Origin of the sequence: Caldimonas thermodepolymerans (assembly GCF_015476235.1) — a bacterium.
GTDB lineage: Bacteria > Pseudomonadota > Gammaproteobacteria > Burkholderiales > Burkholderiaceae_C > Caldimonas > Caldimonas thermodepolymerans.
The window spans coordinates 673,334-689,557 of record NZ_CP064338.1 but is presented as its reverse complement, the minus strand read 5'-3'; the positions used below and the strand labels follow the sequence as shown (position 1 = coordinate 689,557).

At 72.3% G+C, this 16,224-nt stretch carries 18 protein-coding genes; 14 read left to right on the top strand and 4 right to left on the bottom strand.

The window, feature by feature from the left end; all coding sequences use genetic code 11:
- Nucleotides 1-6 precede the first annotated feature (6 nt).
- Nucleotides 7-762, bottom strand: a complete 756-nt coding sequence (locus IS481_RS03370; RefSeq protein ID WP_104357213.1) for a DUF481 domain-containing protein — start codon at nucleotides 760-762, stop codon at nucleotides 7-9.
- A 263-nt stretch (nucleotides 763-1,025) separates the two neighbouring features.
- On the opposite strand from IS481_RS03370, the gene fba reads away from it, so the two are divergent.
- Both fba and IS481_RS03360 read left to right on the top strand, forming a co-directional pair.
- Entirely contained in the window at nucleotides 1,026-2,090 is a 1,065-nt protein-coding gene (fba, locus tag IS481_RS03365; RefSeq protein ID WP_104357212.1) for a class II fructose-bisphosphate aldolase, read from the top strand.
- 89 nt (nucleotides 2,091-2,179) lie between these two features.
- Complete coding sequence (locus tag IS481_RS03360; protein WP_104357211.1) at nucleotides 2,180-3,082, top strand: phosphoribosylaminoimidazolesuccinocarboxamide synthase; 903 nt, start codon at nucleotides 2,180-2,182, stop codon at nucleotides 3,080-3,082.
- A 51-nt stretch (nucleotides 3,083-3,133) separates the two neighbouring features.
- Here IS481_RS03360 and IS481_RS03355 read toward each other — a convergent pair whose 3' ends face one another.
- Entirely contained in the window at nucleotides 3,134-4,078 is a 945-nt protein-coding gene (locus IS481_RS03355; RefSeq protein ID WP_104357210.1) for a tetratricopeptide repeat protein, read from the bottom strand.
- Between the two features lie 148 nt (nucleotides 4,079-4,226).
- On the opposite strand from IS481_RS03355, the gene purE reads away from it, so the two are divergent.
- Genes purE through IS481_RS03335 form a run of 4 tightly spaced genes read left to right on the top strand, consistent with a single transcriptional unit; the run spans nucleotide 4,227 to nucleotide 7,838 of the window.
- Complete coding sequence (gene purE, locus IS481_RS03350) at nucleotides 4,227-4,679, top strand: 5-(carboxyamino)imidazole ribonucleotide mutase (RefSeq protein WP_232529446.1); 453 nt, start codon at nucleotides 4,227-4,229, stop codon at nucleotides 4,677-4,679.
- Nucleotides 4,676-5,842, top strand: coding sequence for a 5-(carboxyamino)imidazole ribonucleotide synthase (locus IS481_RS03345; protein ID WP_104357208.1), 1,167 nt, complete (start codon nucleotides 4,676-4,678; stop codon nucleotides 5,840-5,842). Before purE ends, IS481_RS03345 begins: the two co-directional genes overlap by 4 nt.
- Before the next feature lie 21 nt (nucleotides 5,843-5,863).
- Nucleotides 5,864-6,844, top strand: coding sequence for an L-threonylcarbamoyladenylate synthase (locus tag IS481_RS03340; RefSeq protein WP_104357207.1), 981 nt, complete (start codon nucleotides 5,864-5,866; stop codon nucleotides 6,842-6,844).
- 40 nt (nucleotides 6,845-6,884) lie between these two features.
- Nucleotides 6,885-7,838, top strand: a complete 954-nt coding sequence (locus IS481_RS03335) for an SGNH/GDSL hydrolase family protein (RefSeq protein ID WP_132764257.1) — start codon at nucleotides 6,885-6,887, stop codon at nucleotides 7,836-7,838.
- A gap of 28 nt (nucleotides 7,839-7,866) precedes the next feature.
- Here the strand turns inward: IS481_RS03335 and dacB are convergent, their stop codons facing one another.
- Nucleotides 7,867-9,297, bottom strand: coding sequence for a D-alanyl-D-alanine carboxypeptidase/D-alanyl-D-alanine endopeptidase (gene dacB, locus IS481_RS03330; protein WP_419186848.1), 1,431 nt, complete (start codon nucleotides 9,295-9,297; stop codon nucleotides 7,867-7,869).
- A gap of 114 nt (nucleotides 9,298-9,411) precedes the next feature.
- Between dacB and tsaB the strand changes: the two genes are divergently transcribed.
- From tsaB to IS481_RS03310, 4 genes are read left to right on the top strand one after another with little or no spacing between them, the layout of a single operon-like run.
- Nucleotides 9,412-10,128, top strand: coding sequence for a tRNA (adenosine(37)-N6)-threonylcarbamoyltransferase complex dimerization subunit type 1 TsaB (tsaB, locus tag IS481_RS03325; RefSeq protein WP_232529445.1), 717 nt, complete (start codon nucleotides 9,412-9,414; stop codon nucleotides 10,126-10,128).
- Nucleotides 10,125-10,592 (top strand): ribosomal protein S18-alanine N-acetyltransferase, encoded by a 468-nt coding sequence (rimI, locus tag IS481_RS03320; protein WP_104357204.1) that lies wholly within the window; start codon nucleotides 10,125-10,127, stop codon nucleotides 10,590-10,592. Before tsaB ends, rimI begins: the two co-directional genes overlap by 4 nt.
- Nucleotides 10,589-11,410 (top strand): uracil-DNA glycosylase, encoded by an 822-nt coding sequence (locus tag IS481_RS03315; RefSeq protein ID WP_104357203.1) that lies wholly within the window; start codon nucleotides 10,589-10,591, stop codon nucleotides 11,408-11,410. Before rimI ends, IS481_RS03315 begins: the two co-directional genes overlap by 4 nt.
- Complete coding sequence (locus tag IS481_RS03310) at nucleotides 11,374-12,348, top strand: DUF1853 family protein (protein WP_165908647.1); 975 nt, start codon at nucleotides 11,374-11,376, stop codon at nucleotides 12,346-12,348. The genes IS481_RS03315 and IS481_RS03310 overlap by 37 nt, the downstream gene beginning before the upstream one ends.
- Before the next feature lie 25 nt (nucleotides 12,349-12,373).
- Here IS481_RS03310 and hemB read toward each other — a convergent pair whose 3' ends face one another.
- Nucleotides 12,374-13,378 carry a porphobilinogen synthase gene (gene hemB, locus IS481_RS03305; protein ID WP_232529444.1) on the bottom strand — a complete coding sequence of 335 codons (1,005 nt, stop codon included), beginning with the start codon at nucleotides 13,376-13,378 and terminating at the stop codon, nucleotides 12,374-12,376.
- 285 nt (nucleotides 13,379-13,663) lie between these two features.
- On the opposite strand from hemB, the gene IS481_RS03300 reads away from it, so the two are divergent.
- The 4 genes from IS481_RS03300 to IS481_RS03285 are packed head-to-tail and all read left to right on the top strand — an operon-like array spanning nucleotide 13,664 to nucleotide 16,197.
- Nucleotides 13,664-14,092 (top strand): CopD family protein, encoded by a 429-nt coding sequence (locus tag IS481_RS03300; protein ID WP_104357200.1) that lies wholly within the window; start codon nucleotides 13,664-13,666, stop codon nucleotides 14,090-14,092.
- Nucleotides 14,093-14,107: 15 nt separating this feature from the next.
- Entirely contained in the window at nucleotides 14,108-15,220 is a 1,113-nt protein-coding gene (locus IS481_RS03295) for a VanZ family protein (RefSeq protein ID WP_104357199.1), read from the top strand.
- A gap of 37 nt (nucleotides 15,221-15,257) precedes the next feature.
- Nucleotides 15,258-15,584 (top strand): (2Fe-2S) ferredoxin domain-containing protein, encoded by a 327-nt coding sequence (locus tag IS481_RS03290; RefSeq protein ID WP_104357198.1) that lies wholly within the window; start codon nucleotides 15,258-15,260, stop codon nucleotides 15,582-15,584.
- 4 nt (nucleotides 15,585-15,588) lie between these two features.
- Nucleotides 15,589-16,197, top strand: a complete 609-nt coding sequence (locus tag IS481_RS03285) for an alpha/beta hydrolase (protein WP_104357197.1) — start codon at nucleotides 15,589-15,591, stop codon at nucleotides 16,195-16,197.
- The last annotated feature ends 27 nt before the right edge of the window (nucleotides 16,198-16,224 follow it).

Sequence of the window (16,224 nt, the reverse complement as noted above, 5' to 3'; positions counted from 1 at the left end):
CAGGCCTCAGTCCAGGCGCAGCGACACGCCGGTGACGAACAGCGCGTCGCCGCGCTTGAGCCCTTCCCCCGGGTGGCTGTTGTAGCGATAGGTGAAGCCGGCGGTCAGGCTCAGGCGTTCGGTCATCGCCACCGACAGGTTGGTGTCGAACTCGGCCCGCCAGGCGCCGGATTCCTCCAGCACCGGCAGCACGGTCAGCTTCTGGCGGAACTTGGTGCTCTGCGTCAGCGTGTGGCTGGACTCCTCGGCCAGCAGCAGTTCGGCACGGCCGTAGCTGCGGCGCAGGCGCCCCTCCACCTCGGACGGCTCGTCGAAGCGGTCGTGGGTGTAGCCCAGGCCCACGGTGGCGTCCCAGAAGCCGGTGTCGTCGCGGAAGAAGTGGTGGCCGACGCCGCTGCCGACGAAGCGGCGCAGCGCCAGGTTGGCGGGACGGTCGTGCAGCAGCTCCAGCCGGCCGAAGCCGAACCACTGCGCAGAGAAGTCGCGGTCGTACTGGGTGCCGGCGCCGAAGCGCTGGGCCGAGGTCTCGCCGGCCACCTTGGCGTACTGGGCCCGCGCGGTGACCATCCACTTGTCGTGGTCGGTGGCGCGCACGCTGTCGGCGCTCAGGTTGAAGCTCGAGGCCTCGCTGTTGCCGGACGACAGGCTGGCGCCGGCGCCGAACAGGTGCCGCCAGCGGCCGTCCGGCTTGACGGTGACCTGGGACCAGGCCAGCGCCGGCAAGGCGGCGGCCAGCACGGCGACGAGCAGGGAACGGGACATGGGCGGGGAACTCCTTGTTCTGTCCTGGATGGCAATGCGTCGAACCGGCCGACTCTAGGCGCAGCGCCGGCCGGGGGTGTTGCGATTCGTTAGTCCCTGCGCGGTTCCGAGCTTTTTCCGCCCGTGTGCACCGGTGACGGGTGCAACACCCGCGTTGCAGGATCGCGAGCTTTGCAGGGGCGGCCGGTAGAATCGGCCCCAGTCAGGCTGCGGAATCCTTCACGCAGCCCTCCCGGTTGTCCAACTTCCCTGAGGGCCTTGCCATGCCACTCGTCTCGATGCGCCAACTGCTGGACCATGCCGCCGAAAACGGCTACGGCATCCCGGCGTTCAACGTCAACAACCTCGAACAGGTCCAGGCCATCATGAGCGCCGCCGACGAAGTCGGCGCGCCCGTGATCATGCAGGCCTCGGCCGGTGCCCGTAAGTACGCCGGCGAAGGCTTCCTGAAGCACCTGATCCAGGCCGCGGTGGAGTCCTATCCGCACATCCCGGTGGTGATGCACCAGGACCACGGCCAGAGCCCGGACGTCTGCAAGGGCGCCATCGACCTGGGCTTCAGCTCGGTGATGATGGACGGCTCGCTGCAGGCCGACGGCAAGACCATCGCCAGCTACGAGTACAACGTCGAGGTCACGCGCCAGGTGGTCGAGATGGCCCACAAGCTGGGCGTGACCGTCGAAGGCGAGCTGGGCTGCCTGGGCTCGCTGGAAACGATGAAGGGCGACAAGGAGGACGGCCACGGCGCCGAGGGCACGATGACCCGCGAGCAGCTGCTGACCGACCCCGAGCAGGCCGCCGACTTCGTCAAGCAGACCCAGCTGGACGCGCTGGCCATCGCCATCGGCACCAGCCACGGCGCCTACAAGTTCACCCGCAAGCCCACCGGCGACATCCTGGCGATCAGCCGCATCAAGGAAATCCACGCCCGCATCCCCAACACCCACCTGGTGATGCACGGCTCGTCCTCGGTGCCGCAGGAGCTGCTGGCCGAGATCCGCAAGTACGGCGGCGACATGAAGGAAACCTACGGCGTGCCGGTCGAGGAAATCCAGGAAGCCATCAAGTACGGCGTGCGCAAGGTCAACATCGACACCGACATCCGCCTGGCGATGACGGCGGCGATCCGCAAGTTCCTGCACGAGAACCCGTCCAAGTTCGACCCGCGCGAGTACCTCAAGCCCGCGCGCGAGGCCGCCAAGGCGATCTGCAAGCAGCGCTACCTCGAGTTCGGCTGCGAAGGCCAGGGCGCTAAAATCAAGCCCGTTGCGCTGGCCGAGATGGCCAAGCGCTACGCCTCCGGCGAGCTGGCGCAGATCGTCCAGTGACGCCCGGGGCTGCCCCCGCTGCAGCCGACAAGCCCTGATCCCAGGAGCCCGCTCGCGCAGCGGGCTTTTTCGTTTCCGGAGAACGCGCCGTGACCGCTGCCCTGCTGAATTCCTCGATCCGCTCCCTGCCCCTGCTCGCCCGCGGCAAGGTGCGCGACAACTATGCCGTCGGCGACGACCGCATCCTGATGGTCGCCAGCGACCGGCTGAGCGCCTTCGACGTCGTGATGGGCGAGCCCATCCCCGGCAAGGGCGCGCTGCTGACCCAGATGGCGCTGTTCTGGTTCGACAAGCTCGCGGGCATCGTGCCCAACCACCTGACCGGCGAGGCGCCCGAGAGCGTGGTCGCGCCCGACGAGGTCGAGCAGGTGCGCGGCCGCTCGATGCTGGTCAAGCGCCTCAAGCCCCTGCCGGTGGAGGCCGTGGTGCGCGGCTACCTGGCCGGCAGCGGCTGGAAGGAATACCAGCAGTCCGGCGCGGTGTGCGGCGTCGCCCTGCCGCCCGGGCTGAAGAACGCGAGCAAGCTGCCCGAGCCGATCTTCACCCCGGCCACCAAGGCCGAGGTCGGCGAGCACGACGAGAACATCAGCTTCGAGCGCATGGTGGCGATCGTCGGCCGCGACCTGGCCGAGCAGGTGCGCGACGTCTCGATCCGGCTGTACCGCACCGCGGCCGAGTACGCACTGACGCGCGGCATCATCATCGCCGACACCAAGTTCGAGTTCGGGCTGGACGAGCAGGGCCGCCTGACCCTGATGGACGAGGTGCTGACGCCCGACTCGTCGCGCTTCTGGCCGGTCGAGGGCTACCAGGAAGGCATCAACCCGCCCAGCTACGACAAGCAGTTCGTGCGCGACTGGCTGGAACAGGCCCAGGTCGACGGCAAGCCCTGGAACAAGCAGGCGCCCGCACCGGCCCTGCCCGCCGACGTGATCGAGAAGACCGCGGCCAAGTACCGCGAGGCGCTGACGCGCCTGACCGCGGCGGCCTGACGGCCGCCTGCCCGGGGCGCGCGACGCGGCCCCGGAAACGCCCCGTTCCGCTCAGAACAGGGCCATGCTGAGCTTGCGCCGGTACTGGTCGATCACCGGGTCGGCCGGCGCTGCCACCGCCTTGCCGGCGATCTCCAGCGTGCCCGACTGCGGCGCCGGCTCGGCCGTCCTGGGGGCAGGCTTGGCCATCAGCTCGAGGATCGCGACATAGGCCTTGCGCGGGGCCTCGTCGTTCCACTTCTTGTCGCGCATGATGATCTCGAGCAGCTCGTCCATCGCGGCGGTCCATTGCTGGGCGGCGAACAGGCGCTGCGCCAGCTCGAAGCGCGCCTCGAAATCGCGCTTGTTGGCCGCGATGGCCGCCTGCAGCGCCTCTACCGGGCGCGCCGTGGCGGCCTTCTCGCAGGCCTCGATCCACTGGCCGAAGGCGGCCACGCGGGTGTCGCCCAACGCCTTGCCCGCCACCGGCTCGTAGGCCACGCGCGCCTCGGCGGTGCGGCCGGCCTGCAGCAGCAGCTTGACGTAGTCCAGCCGCGCGGCATCGTTGGACGGGTCGATCGCGATCGCTTCCTGCAGCCGCTCCAGCGCCGCGTCGACATTGCCCTCGTCGGCCAGCAGCCCGGCCTCGTCGGCCGCCTCGTCGGCCGCCAGCTGGGCCTCGGCCGGCACGTGCTTGTCGAGGAACTGCTGGATGCGCTCGCGCGGCAGCGCGCCGACGAAGCCGTCGACCGGCTGGCCGTCCTTGAACAGCACGCAGAACGGGATGCTGCGCACGCCGAACATCGCCGACAGCTGGCCGGCGATCTCCTGCTGCTCGTCGGCGTTGAGCTTGCCGAGCACGAAGCGCCCGCCATACTCGGCTTCCAGCGCTTCGAGGATGGGCCCCAGCGTGCGGCAGGGACCGCACCAGGGCGCCCAGATGTCGAGCAGCACGGGCTGCTTCAGGGAGGCCTGCAGGACCTCGGCTTCGAAATTCTGGAGAGTGATGTCGATCATGGAGGCAAATCCTTCGGATGCCAGATGAGGTCGTCGGGCCCTGGACACAAGCCCGCCTAAAATCGCAGTTTTCCCGCACCGGAGCGCTCACTTGAGTCAGTCGCCCCTCGTCGGCGTCGTCATGGGTTCCAACAGCGATTGGGACGTCATGCAGAACGCTGCCCAGATTCTCGCCGAGTTCGGCGTGCCGTATGAGGCACGGGTCGTCTCGGCACACCGCATGCCCGACGACATGTTCCGCTACGCCGAAGCCGCGGCCGGCCGCGGCCTGAAGGCCATCATCGCCGGCGCCGGCGGTGCGGCCCACCTGCCGGGCATGCTGGCAGCCAAGACCACGGTGCCGGTGCTGGGCGTGCCGGTGCCGAGCCGCCACCTGCAGGGCGTGGACTCGCTGCACTCCATCGTGCAGATGCCCAAGGGCATCCCGGTGGCCACGTTCGCGATCGGCGTGGCGGGGGCGGCCAACGCCGCGCTGTTCGCGGTGGCGATGCTGGCCAACGAGGACGCCGCGCTGCGCCAGCGCCTGGAGGACTTCCGCGCCCGCCAGACCGAAACGGCCCGGGCGATGACGCTCGGCCCCCTGCCGGGGCAGCCGGGATGAGCCGCCGCACCGTGCTTCCCGGCGCGGGCACGCTGGGCGTGCTGGGTGGCGGCCAGCTGGGCCGCATGTTCGTGCACGCGGCACAGGAGCTGGGCTACCGCACCGTGGTGCTGGACCCGGACCCCGACAGCCCTGCGGGGCTGGTGGCGCACCGTCACCTGCGCTGCGACTACCTCGACCCGCAAGGCCTGGACGAGCTGGCCGGGCTGTGCGACGCGGTCACCACCGAATTCGAGAACGTGCCGGCCGAGGCGCTGGCCCGCCTGGCGCGGACCCTGCCGGTCGCGCCCGCCGCCGAGGCGGTGGCGATCTGCCAGGACCGCGCCCGCGAGAAGGCCCATTTCACCGCCTGCGGCGTCCCCTGCGCCCCGCACGCGGTGATCGCCGACGAGGCGCAGCTGCAGGCGGTCGACCCCGGCCTGCTGCCCGGCATCCTGAAGACCGCGCGGCTGGGCTACGACGGCAAGGGCCAGGTCGGCGTGCGCACGCCCGAGGAGCTCGCCGCCGCCTGGGACGAGCTCCAGCGCGTGCCCTGCGTGCTCGAGAAGCGCCTGGACCTGGCCTTCGAGGTCAGCGTGATCGTCGCGCGCAACGCGCAGGGCGAGCTGGTGCACTTCCCGCTGCAGCAGAACCTGCACCGCGACGGCATCCTGGCGGTCACCAGCGTGCCCGCGCCGCAGGTCACGCCCGAGCTGCAGGCGCAGGCGGTGCGCGCGGCCGAGGCGGTGGCCGCCTCGATGGGCTACGTCGGCGTGCTGTGCGTCGAGTTCTTCGTGCTGGCCGACGGCACGCTGGCGGCCAACGAGATGGCCCCGCGCCCGCACAACTCCGGTCACTACACGCTGGACGCCTGCGACGTCTCGCAGTTCGGGCTGCAGGTGCGCGCGATGGCCGGGCTGCCGCTGCCGGCACCGCGGCTGCATTCGCCGGCCATCATGCTCAACCTGCTGGGCGACCTGTGGTTCCGCCACGGCGAGGCCGAGACGACGCCCCCGTGGGACGCCGTGCTGGCGCTGCCCGGCACGCACCTGCACCTGTACGGCAAGGTCTCGGCCCGGCGCGGCCGCAAGATGGGCCACCTGAACGTCACCGGCGCCAGCGCCGCCCAGGTGCGCGAGGTCGCGCTGCGCTGCAGCGAGCTGCTGGGGCTGGACCCCTTCTGACCGGACGACAGGCATCGACCCGTGGCACGCGTACTCGACGGACAGGACCCGCAACACCTGCAACAGGCCGTGGACGCGCTCGCGGCCGGGCGGCTGGTCGCCTTCCCGACCGAGACGGTCTACGGGCTGGGCGCCGACGCCGGCAACGATGCCGCGGTGCGGCGCATCTTCGAGGCCAAGGGACGCCCGGCCGACCACCCGCTGATCGTGCACGTGCCCAACGCCGAAAGCGCCTACGGCCTGGCCAGCGCGATCCCGCCGGTGGCGCAGAAGCTGATGCAGGCCTTCTGGCCCGGCCCGGTGACGGTGATCGTGCCACGCCGCCCGGGCGTGGCCGCCGCGGCCGCCGGCGGCCAGGACACCATCGGCCTGCGCTGCCCGGCCCATCCGGTGGCGCAGGCGCTGCTCGAGGCCTGCGCCCGGCGCGGGCTGGTGGGCCTGGCCGCGCCGAGCGCCAACCTGTTCGGCCGGGTCAGCCCGACCACCGCCGCGCACGTCGCCGCGGAGTTCGGCGACGAGGTGCTGGTGCTCGACGGCGGGCCATGCCAGGTCGGCATCGAGTCGACCATCATCGACTGCTCGCGCGGCCACCCGGTGCTGCTGCGCCCGGGCATCCTGACGCGCGCCGAGATCGAGGCCGCGATCGACGAGCCGCTGCACGACCGCGACGCCGCGGCGCCGCGCGCCTCGGGCACGCTGGACGCCCACTACGCGCCGCGCGCCAAAGTGCGCCTGATGAGCACCGACGTGCTGCAGACCGCCCTGCAGGTGCTCGACCAGGACCTGCCCCAGCTCGCGCTGTACGCGCGCACCGTGAAGGCGCCGCGCGGGATGCTGTACCGTCGCATGCCCGACGACGCCGCCCAGGCCGCGCAGCAGCTGTTCGCCGTGCTGCGGGAACTGGATGCCGAAGGCGTCTCTCTCATCTGGGTCGAAAGCCCGCCGCCCGATCCCGCGTGGGACGGCGTGCGCGACCGGCTGGCGCGGGCCGCCGCGGCCTGAGCCCGGCCGGCCCCCTCACCTTTTCCGAAACGGAGTGTCCATGTCCCTGCGTTCCCGTCCCTGGTTGCCCCGGCTCAAGCGCGCCGTGCTCGGCGTCGCGATGGTGGCCGCCCTCACCGCCTGTGGCGGCGACGTCCACGACCGGTTCCGTCCCTCGCGCATCCTCTCGGTCGGCGACGAGTACAGCTACATCGACCCGGCCACCGGGGCCAAGTACAGCGTCAACCGCGCCCGCAGCGACGGCTCCTACAACTGCGACGAGTACCTGCTGTGGAACCAGATCGTCGCGGCCGACTACGGCATCCGCTTCGAGCAGTGCACCCCGCCGGACCGCAACCCCGACACGCGCGGCCAGGTCCTGGCCCAGCCGGGCGCGCTGGCGGCCGACATCCAGGCCCAGGTCGACAACTTCGGCGGCTTCCGCGACGGCGACCTGATCCTCGTCCAGGTCGGTGCCAACGACGTGTGGGAACTGTTCCAGCGCGGCGTCAACGGCGAATCCTGGACCGCCCTGGCGGAAGAAGCCCGCACGCGCGGCCGCGACCTCGGGACCCGCATCGACGAATGGACCCGCCGGGGCGCACGCATCCTGGTGCTGGACGTGATCAACCAGGGCTCCACCCCCGAGGCGGGCGCGGTCGCCCAGACGGTGTCGAACGCGCGCACCCGGTTGCGCGAGCTGACCAGCGAATTCAACAAGGGGCTGCGCCAGCGCGTGGCCGACGTGGCGAACCGGCGCATCGCGTTCCTGCGCGCGAACGACCGGGTCCAGGTGGCCGTCGACGACGACCAGTACAACTTCGACAACCGTAGCGCGGCCGGCTGCACGGTCTCGCCGGCGACCGACTGCACGCAGCACACGCTGCGCCCGGACTTCGATCCCAACCCGAACCGGCGCGAGTACATCTTCTCGGCCGACCGCTACCTGACGCCGGCGATGAACCACATCCTCGGCGACGTGGCGGTGGGCCTGATCGACGACTTCCCGTTCTGACGCTGCGGCGCCGGCCGGCGCCGTGCCCTCACGGCTGGTCCCGGGCGGTCCAGTCGATCAGCGCCTCGATCGCCGCGCGCGCCTGCGGCGCGTTGGGGTGGTTGACGATGGCCACCAGCACGTAGCGGCGGCCGCTGGCGCCCAGCACGTAGCCGGCCACGCCCTGCACGTCGCGCAGCGAGCCGGTCTTCAGGTGCGCCATGCCCCGGCCGGCACCGAAGCGGCGCAAGGTGCCGTCCAGCCCCGACACCGGCAGCGAGGCGACCAGCTCCGGCATCACCGGCGAGGCCCAGGCCGCCTGCAGCAGGCGGGTCAGGAACCGCACCGTCAGGCGGGCCTCGCGCGACAGGCCGGCGCCGTTGTCCAGCACCACCTCGGGCACCGGCCCCCAGCGCGACTCCATCCAGCGCCGCACCACCGCCTGGGCCGCCTGCGGCGAGCCCTGCCCGCCCACGGCCAGGCCCAGGGTCAGGAACAGCTGGCGCGCCATCGTGTTGTTGCTGAACTTGTTGATGTCGCGCACCACCTCGGCCAGCGTCGGCGAGGTGCTGACCGCCAGCGGCGCCAGCCCGGCCGGCGCGACGCCGTCGCGCACCGTGCCGCCCAGCCGCCCGCCCAGCTCGGCCCACAGCCCGGCGACCGCGCGCTGCGCGTGGGTGTCCGGCTCGACATAGGCCACCTGCCAGGTCATCTCGCCGCAAGCCGCGTTGTACGCGCCGTGGAAGGCCACCCGGCCGGGGTCGGCGAAGTCCGCCTTCAGGGCCGCGCGCCAGTCGCCGCAGGGCGCCATCAGGTCCAGCGGCACGGCCGGATCGACCGCCACGCCGGCCAGCGGCGGGTCGGCCACCACGCGCGCGATGCCGCGCGCCGCATCGGGCACGAAACCCAGCGCGAGCACGCGGTAGTTGACCAACAGGGCGTCGGGCTGCACGTTGTACGGGCGCAGCGGCTCGCCGTCGAACGCGCCGGGGTCGGCCGGCGGCACGCTGAAGGCGCTGCGGTCGAGCACGATGTCCCCGCGCACCTCGACGATGCCCAGCTGCCGCACGCGGCGCAGCAGCAGCCACAGGCGCTCGAGCACCAGGCGGGGGTCGCCCGAGCCCTTGATGTAGAGATTGCCCTGCAGCACGCCGTCCTGCACCGGGCCGTCGGCGTAGACCGGCGTGCTCCAGGTGTAGGCCGGGCCGAGCAGGTCCAGCGCCGCGTAGGTGGTGAGCAGCTTCATCAGCGAGGCCGGGTTGACGCTTGCGTCGACCCGGTGCGCCAGGCGCGGCGTGCGCCCGCCCACGTCCACCACCTGCACGGCGATCGCCTCGACCGGCACCCGCGCGCGCGCCAGCGCCGCCTGCACCGCGGGCGGCAGGTCCGCTGTCGCCGCCGCCGTCCCCACCGCGTGGCCGGCCAGGGCCACCATGCACAAGGCCCGGCAGCACCAGGCCCAGATCGAACGCATCCGCATGGGCTCATTATCCCGGCCCCGCCCGGCGGCGGCACCCGCGGGCGCATCCCCTGGCGCGGCCGTCGTCATCGCCCGGCCGCTAAACTGACTGACCTTGCACCAGACGACGACGCCGTGACCCGTTTTCCCACCCTGCTGGCCATCGAGACCGCGACCGAGAGCATGAACGTCGGCATCGCGGTCGACGGCCGCGTGCTGACCGAAGAAAGCCCGGGCGGCCCCCAGGCCTCGGCCCGGCTGCTGCCCGTGGTGCTGAACCTGCTGCAGGCCGCCGGCGGGCTGCGCGTGCAGGACCTGGACGCGATCGTCTTCGGCCGTGGGCCGGGCGCGTTCACCGGGCTGCGCACCGCCTGCGCCGTGACCCAGGGGCTGGCGCTGGGCGCCGGCAAGCCGGTGCTGCCGGTCGACACCCTGCTGGTGGTCGCCGAAGCGGCGCGCGCCGCCGACGCCGGGCAGGACGTCTGGGCCGTGCTCGACGCGCGCATGGACGAGATCTACGCCGCCCGCTACCGCCACGACGGAGGGGACTGGCACACGGTGACCCCGCCGGCGCTGTACAGCGCCGAGGCCCTGTCGCAGCGCCTGCGGCGCGACGGCGGCGACTGCGTGGCCGGCAACGCGCTGCAGGTGCATGCGCTGGAGGTCGGCACGATGGCCACGCTGCCGCATGCCGGCCCGCACGCCGCGGCGCTGCTCGAGCTGGGGCGCGCCGCCTGGCGACGCGGTGAGGCGGTCGACGCGGCGCTGGCGCTGCCGCTGTACATCCGCGACAAGGTCGCGCTGACCACCGCCGAGCGCGAGGCCCTCAAGCTCGCCAGGGAGGCCGCATGAACGCGGCGGTGCACCAGGACGAGCGCCGCCTCGTGCCGATGACGGTGGCCTCGCTCAACGAGGTGCTGCCGATCGAGCAGGCCGCCTACGAGTTCCCCTGGACGCGCGGCAACTTCATCGACTCGCTGCACGCCGGGTACGCGGCGCTGCTGCTGCGCGGCGCGGGCAACGAGCTGCTCGGCTATTTCCTCGCGATGTCCGGCGTCGACGAGATGCACCTGCTCAACCTCACCGTGGCCCCGGCCCACCAGGGGCGCGGCCATGCGCTGTACATGCTCGACGCGCTGCAGGCGCTGGCGCGCTCGCGCCATGCCGCGCAACTGTGGCTGGAGGTGCGCGTCAGCAACGCCCGCGCACGCCACCTCTACGAACGCTACGGCTTTCGCAACGTCGGCCTGCGCAAGGGGTACTATCCCGCGGCGCAGGGCCGCGAGGACGCCATCGTGATGAGCCTGAGCCTATGAGCTGGGACGAGCGCCAACTGGCCATGCTGCGGGAGATGGGCCTGACGGCCTGGACCCCGCGCGACGCCGCGCCGGCGGAGGACGCCTCGGCCGAGGCCGCCGCGCCCGAACCGCCGCCCGCGGCGCCTCCCGCGTACGCGGACGCGGAGCACGCGCCGCTTGGGGTCCAGGAAGACGGCTTCTCCTATGTCGGCGAACCCGGACCGGCCGCCCCCGAGCCGGGCCGCCGCCCCGCCGGCATCGGGCAGATGGACTGGCCCGCGCTGCGCGCCGCGGTGGCCGGCTGCACCGCCTGCAAGCTGTGCAGCAGCCGGCGCAACCCGGTGTTCGGCGTCGGCAACGAGCAGGCGCGGTGGATGATCGTCGGCGAAGCGCCCGGCGAGCAGGAGGACCGCAAGGGCGAGCCCTTCGTCGGCCCGGCCGGCAAGCTGCTCGACAACATGCTCGCCGCGATCGGGCTGACGCGCAGCGAGGCGCCGCCCGAGCGGCAGGTGTTCATCGCCAACGTGCTGAAGTGCCGCCCGCCGCAGAACCGCAACCCGCAGCCGGAAGAGATCGCGCAGTGCGAGCACTACCTGAAGCGCCAGATCGAGCTGGCGCAGCCGCGCATCATCCTCGCGATGGGACGCTTCGCGGTGCAGTCGCTGCTGCAGAGCCAGGACGCGATCGGCCGGCTGCGCGGCCGGGTGCACCGCTACCGCGACATCCCGGTGATCGTCACCTACCACCCGGCCTACCTGCTGCGCAACCTGCCGGACAAGGCCAGGAGCTGGGAGGACCTGTGCCTGGCGCTGGACACCTTCCGGCAGCAGGGCTGAGGGCCGACGCGGGCATCGACGCCGCGCTGCGCGACCTGCGCTGGCTGCTGCTGTCGCCGCCGCTGCTGGCGCCGGGCCGGCATCCCGCCGCGGTGCAGCGCTTCGATGCGGACGACGCGCAGGCCATCTCGGCCTGGCTGGACGCGCTGGCGCGGCAGCCCGCGCCGCTGGCCGCCTTCCTCGAGCAGATCGGCCCCGCGCCGCTGCGCCTGGGACGGCGCGCTGAGCGGCTGCTGGAGTTCTTCCTGCGCCATGGCCCGACGCACCGGCTGGTGGCGGCCAACCTGCAGCTGCGCCACGCCCCGGACGAACAACCCGGCATCGACCACACCACGCGCGGCGAGATCGACTTCCTGCTCGAGGACCGCGCCGGACAGGGCTGGCACTGGGAGCTGGCGGTGAAGTTCTTCCTCTGCACGGCCGCCGGCCCGGTGGCCCGGCCGGCGGACTTCGTCGGCCCGGACCGCGCCGAGACGCTGCCCGGCAAGCTCGACAGGCTGTTCGGCCGGCAGCTCGCGCTGACGCCCCCGCCGCCCTGGGACGGACGCGACTGGCGGCCGGCCGCCTATGCGCGCGGCTGGATGTTCTACCGGCATGACCAGGCCGTGCCGGCCTGCACGGCGCTCGCGCCCGGCCACCTGCACGGCTGGTGGGTCGAGCATGGGCGCCTGGCGGAGCTGCCCGAGGGCCCCTGGCTCGGCCTGCCGCGCTCGCGCTGGATGGCCCCGGCGCGCTGCGGGGACGCGGCGGCGCTGTGCACGCGCGCGCAGATCGGCGCGGCGATCGCCGCGGCCTGGCAGGCCCCGCCGCCGCCCGGGGTGCGGCGCTGGCCGAGCGCGCAGCTGGTCGCGCGCATGGCGCCGGCCGGGGACGGGGGATGGGAGGAAGTCGGGCGCGGCTTCGTCGTGCCCGACGGCTGGGCGGACGGCGCCCGCTGAGGGGCGCCGGGGCGGGACGCAGGCGTCAGCCGCGGCGCAGCAGGCGCGCCGCTTCCAGCGCGAAGTAGGTCAGCACGCCGTCGGCTCCGGCACGCTTGAAGGCCAGCAGCGACTCCATCATCACGGCGTCGTGGTCCAGCCAGCCGTTGGCCGCGGCGGCCTTGAGCATCGCGTACTCGCCGCTGACCTGGTAAGCGAAGGTGGGCACGCGGAACTCGTCCTTGACGCGGCGCACGATGTCCAGGTACGGCAGGCCGGGCTTGACCATCACCATGTCGGCGCCCTCGGCGATGTCCATCGCGACCTCGCGCAGCGCCTCGTCGCTGTTGCCCGGGTCCATCTGGTAGACCTTCTTGTTGCTGCGGCCCAGGTTGCTGCGCGAGCCCACCGCGTCGCGGAACGGCCCGTAGAAGGCGCTCGCGTACTTGGCGCTGTAGGCCATGATGCGGGTGTGGATGTGGCCGCCGGCCTCCAGCGCCTGGCGGATCGCGCCGATGCGCCCGTCCATCATGTCGCTCGGCGCGACGATGTCCACGCCGGCCTCGGCCTGCACCAGGGCCTGCTTCACCAGCACCTCGACGGTCTCGTCGTTGAGGATGTAGCCGGTGGCGTCGACCAAGCCGTCCTGGCCGTGGGTGGTGTACGGGTCCAGCGCCACGTCGGTCAGCACGCCCAGCTCGGGGAAGCGCTCCTTGAGCGCGCGCACCACGCGCGGCACCAGGCCGTCGGGGTTGCAGGCCTCGCGGCCGTCGTCCGTCTTGAGCGCCGGATCGATGGCCGGGAACAGCGCCATCACCGGCACCCCCAGCTCCAGGCACTGTTCGGCCACCGGCAGCAGCAGGTCCAGGCTCAGGCGGCGCACGCCCGGCATCGAAGGCACGTCCTGGGCGACCTTCTGGCCGTCCAGCACGAACACGGGGTAGATCAGGTCGTCGACCGACAGCGAGGCCTCGCGCACCAACCGGCGGGTGAACTCGTCACGGCGCAGGCGGCGCGGCCGGGCAGCGGGAAAAGCGGGGGGAGTGCGCAAGGGAACCGTCCTGTAACAGCAGCCAAGGGCAGGAAAAAGCTGGTGTTTTCCATACCCCACCGGCGTGGCGCCGGTTGTGAAATGAAATCTGTGTTCTGGTAAAGTTACATGTGAATGATACGCCGCCAGGCGCGTCATTCCCTGCTTTTCCTCCCTGAGCAGGTGCCTTACCGTGATGACAGCGTTAAGGCTTTGCAGCCCCAGTCGTCGACTGGGGCTTTTTTCTTGACGAAACCGCTCCCGGGCGGGTCGCGGCGGGGACTGCCGGCTCGTTATCATCGCGCGATGCTCTGGATCAAAGCCCTGCACATCGTCTTCGTGGTCAGCTGGTTCGCCGGCCTGTTCTACCTGCCGCGCATCTTCGTCAACCTGGCCATGGTGCCCGCAGACAGCCACGCCGAACGTGAGCGTTTGTTGCTGATGGCGCACAAGCTCTACCGGTTCATGACCCTGCTGATGGTCCCCGCGCTGGTGTTCGGGCTGTGGCTGTGGCTGGGCTACGGCATCGGGCGCGGCCCGGGCAGCGGCTGGATGCACGCCAAGCTGGCCATCGTCGTGCTGCTGGTCGGCTACCACCACTACTGCCGCAAGCTGCTGCGCGAGTTCGAGCAGCTGAACCAGCGCCGCAGCCACGTCTGGTACCGCTGGTTCAACGAGGCGCCGGTCATCGCCCTGCTGCTGGCGGTCGTGCTGGTGGTGGTCAAGCCTTTCTAGCGCCGCCGGCCGTCCATGACGACCGCGCCGCACCGCACGTCGCTGGCCCCGCTGGCCGCGCTGTACGCCGCGCTGATCGTCTACGCCAGCCTGTACCCGTTCACCGGCTGGCGCGTCCCCGCCATCAGCCCCTTCGCCTTCGTCGTCGCCCCCTGGCCGCGCTGGTGGACCCGCTTCGACCTGATCTCCAACCTGCTCGGCTACCTGCCCTTCGGCGCGCTGGCCTGCGGCGCCCTGCTGCGCACCGGCCGCCCGCGCTGGGCCGCGGCCGGCCTCGCCACCCTGGCCGGCACGCTGCTGTCCGGCACGATGGAGCTGCTGCAGAACTACCTGCCCGCGCGCGTGCCCTCCAACGTCGACTGGGGGCTGAACGCCCTGGGCACGCTGGCCGGGGCGCTGCTCGCGGTGCTGGTCGCCGCGCTCGGCTGGGTGGGTCGCTGGCAGCAGCTGCGTGACCGCTGGTTCGTGCCGCAGAGCGCGGGCGGGCTGGCGCTGCTGGTGTCCTGGCCGGCCGCGCTGCTGTTCCCGACCCCGGTGCCGCTGGGGCTCGGCCGGGTCGGCAACCTCCTGCACGAGGCGCTGCTCGGCGCGCTGGCCGGCACGCCCTGGGACGGCTGGATCGGCCCCCCGGACGACGCGATCGCCCCGCCGCTGCCGCCGGGGGTCGAGATGGTCGGCATCGCGCTCGGGCTGCTGGTGCCCTGCCTGCTGGCCTACGCGGTGACGCCGCGCGGCTGGCGCCGCCTGGTGCTGGTGGCCGGCGCCGCGCTGCTGGGCTTCGGCGCCACCACGCTGTCGACGGCGCTGAGCTTCGGGCCCGACCACGCCCTGGCCTGGGTCACGCTGGCCACCCCGGCGGGCTGGATCGTCGGCCTCGTCGCGGCGCTGCTGCTGGTCGCGGTGCCGCGCCGGCTGGCCGCCGCGCTCGGGCTGGTCGCGGTGACCGCGATGATCGCGCTGGTCCACGAGGCGCCGGCCGACCCGTACTTCGCCTCCAGCCTGCAGAACTGGGAACAGGGCCGCTTCATCCGTTTCCACGGCATCGCGCAGTGGGTCGGCTGGCTGTGGCCGTACGCGGTGCTGCTGTACCTGATCGGGCGCACCGTCGCGCGCGCCGAAAAGCCCTGAGCGGGGGACGCCGCCGGCCGCGGCCTAGAATCCTCCAATGAGCTATTACGAGCGCCACATCTTCTTCTGCCTCAACCAGCGCGACAACGGCGAAGCCTGCTGTGCCGACCACCACGCCCAGGAAGCCTTCGATCACTGCAAGCGCCGCGTCAAGGCCGAGGGCCTGGCCGGCCCGGGCAAGGTGCGGGTCAACAAGGCCGGCTGCCTGGACCGCTGCGCCGGCGGCCCGGTCGCGGTGGTCTACCCCGAAGCGGTCTGGTACACCTACGTCGACACGCACGACATCGACGAGATCGTCGATTCCCACCTCAAGAACGGCCAGGTGGTCGAGCGCCTGCTGACCCCGCCGCACCTGGGGCGTTGAGCCGATGAACGCGCAGACCGAACGCGAGACCATCGCCGGGCCGGCCGGCGCGCTGGAATGCGCGCTCGACGGCCCGCGCCAGGGCGCCCGCGGGCTGGCCGTGATCGCCCACCCGCACCCGCTGCACGGCGGCACGATGGACAACAAGGTCGTGCAGACCGTGGCGCGTGCCTTCGTGCAGCAGGGCTGGCGGACCGCGCGCTTCAACTTCCGCGGCGTCGGTGGATCGGCCGGCCAGTGGGACGAAGGACGCGGCGAGATCGACGACATGATGGCCGTGATCGTGCATTACCGGCGCGACGGGGAACCTCTGGCGCTGGCCGGGTTCTCTTTCGGGGCCTATGTCGCTTCGCAGGCGGCGCGGCGCGTCGGGCACGACCAGGTCGCCCACCTGGTGCTGGTCGGCCCGGCCACGCGCAACTTCGAAGTGGCCGAGGTCCCCGCCCGGACGCTGGTGATCCACGGCGAGCAGGACGATGTCGTGCCGCTCGCGGCCACCCTCGACTGGGCGCGGCCGCAGAGCCTTCCCGTCGTGGTGGTGCCCGGGGTCGGGCACTTCTTCCACGGGCAGCTGCCGTTGCTGAAGAACCTCGTGGTGCGCGCGCTGGCCTGAGCCGGCCGCCGCCCCCACTGTCCCGTC

Coding starts and splice junctions, on each gene's coding strand:
- IS481_RS03370 (WP_104357213.1), bottom strand. CDS start 762: ATGTCCCGTTCCCTGCTCGTCGCCGTGCTGGCCGCCGCCTTGCCGGCG.
- fba (WP_104357212.1), top strand. CDS start 1,026: ATGCCACTCGTCTCGATGCGCCAACTGCTGGACCATGCCGCCGAAAAC.
- IS481_RS03355 (WP_104357210.1), bottom strand. CDS start 4,078: ATGATCGACATCACTCTCCAGAATTTCGAAGCCGAGGTCCTGCAGGCC.
- purE (WP_232529446.1), top strand. CDS start 4,227: ATGCAGAACGCTGCCCAGATTCTCGCCGAGTTCGGCGTGCCGTATGAG.
- IS481_RS03345 (WP_104357208.1), top strand. CDS start 4,676: ATGAGCCGCCGCACCGTGCTTCCCGGCGCGGGCACGCTGGGCGTGCTG.
- IS481_RS03335 (WP_132764257.1), top strand. CDS start 6,885: ATGTCCCTGCGTTCCCGTCCCTGGTTGCCCCGGCTCAAGCGCGCCGTG.
- dacB (WP_419186848.1), bottom strand. CDS start 9,297: ATGCGGATGCGTTCGATCTGGGCCTGGTGCTGCCGGGCCTTGTGCATG.
- rimI (WP_104357204.1), top strand. CDS start 10,125: ATGAACGCGGCGGTGCACCAGGACGAGCGCCGCCTCGTGCCGATGACG.
- IS481_RS03315 (WP_104357203.1), top strand. CDS start 10,589: ATGAGCTGGGACGAGCGCCAACTGGCCATGCTGCGGGAGATGGGCCTG.
- IS481_RS03300 (WP_104357200.1), top strand. CDS start 13,664: ATGCTCTGGATCAAAGCCCTGCACATCGTCTTCGTGGTCAGCTGGTTC.
- IS481_RS03295 (WP_104357199.1), top strand. CDS start 14,108: ATGACGACCGCGCCGCACCGCACGTCGCTGGCCCCGCTGGCCGCGCTG.
- IS481_RS03290 (WP_104357198.1), top strand. CDS start 15,258: ATGAGCTATTACGAGCGCCACATCTTCTTCTGCCTCAACCAGCGCGAC.
- IS481_RS03285 (WP_104357197.1), top strand. CDS start 15,589: ATGAACGCGCAGACCGAACGCGAGACCATCGCCGGGCCGGCCGGCGCG.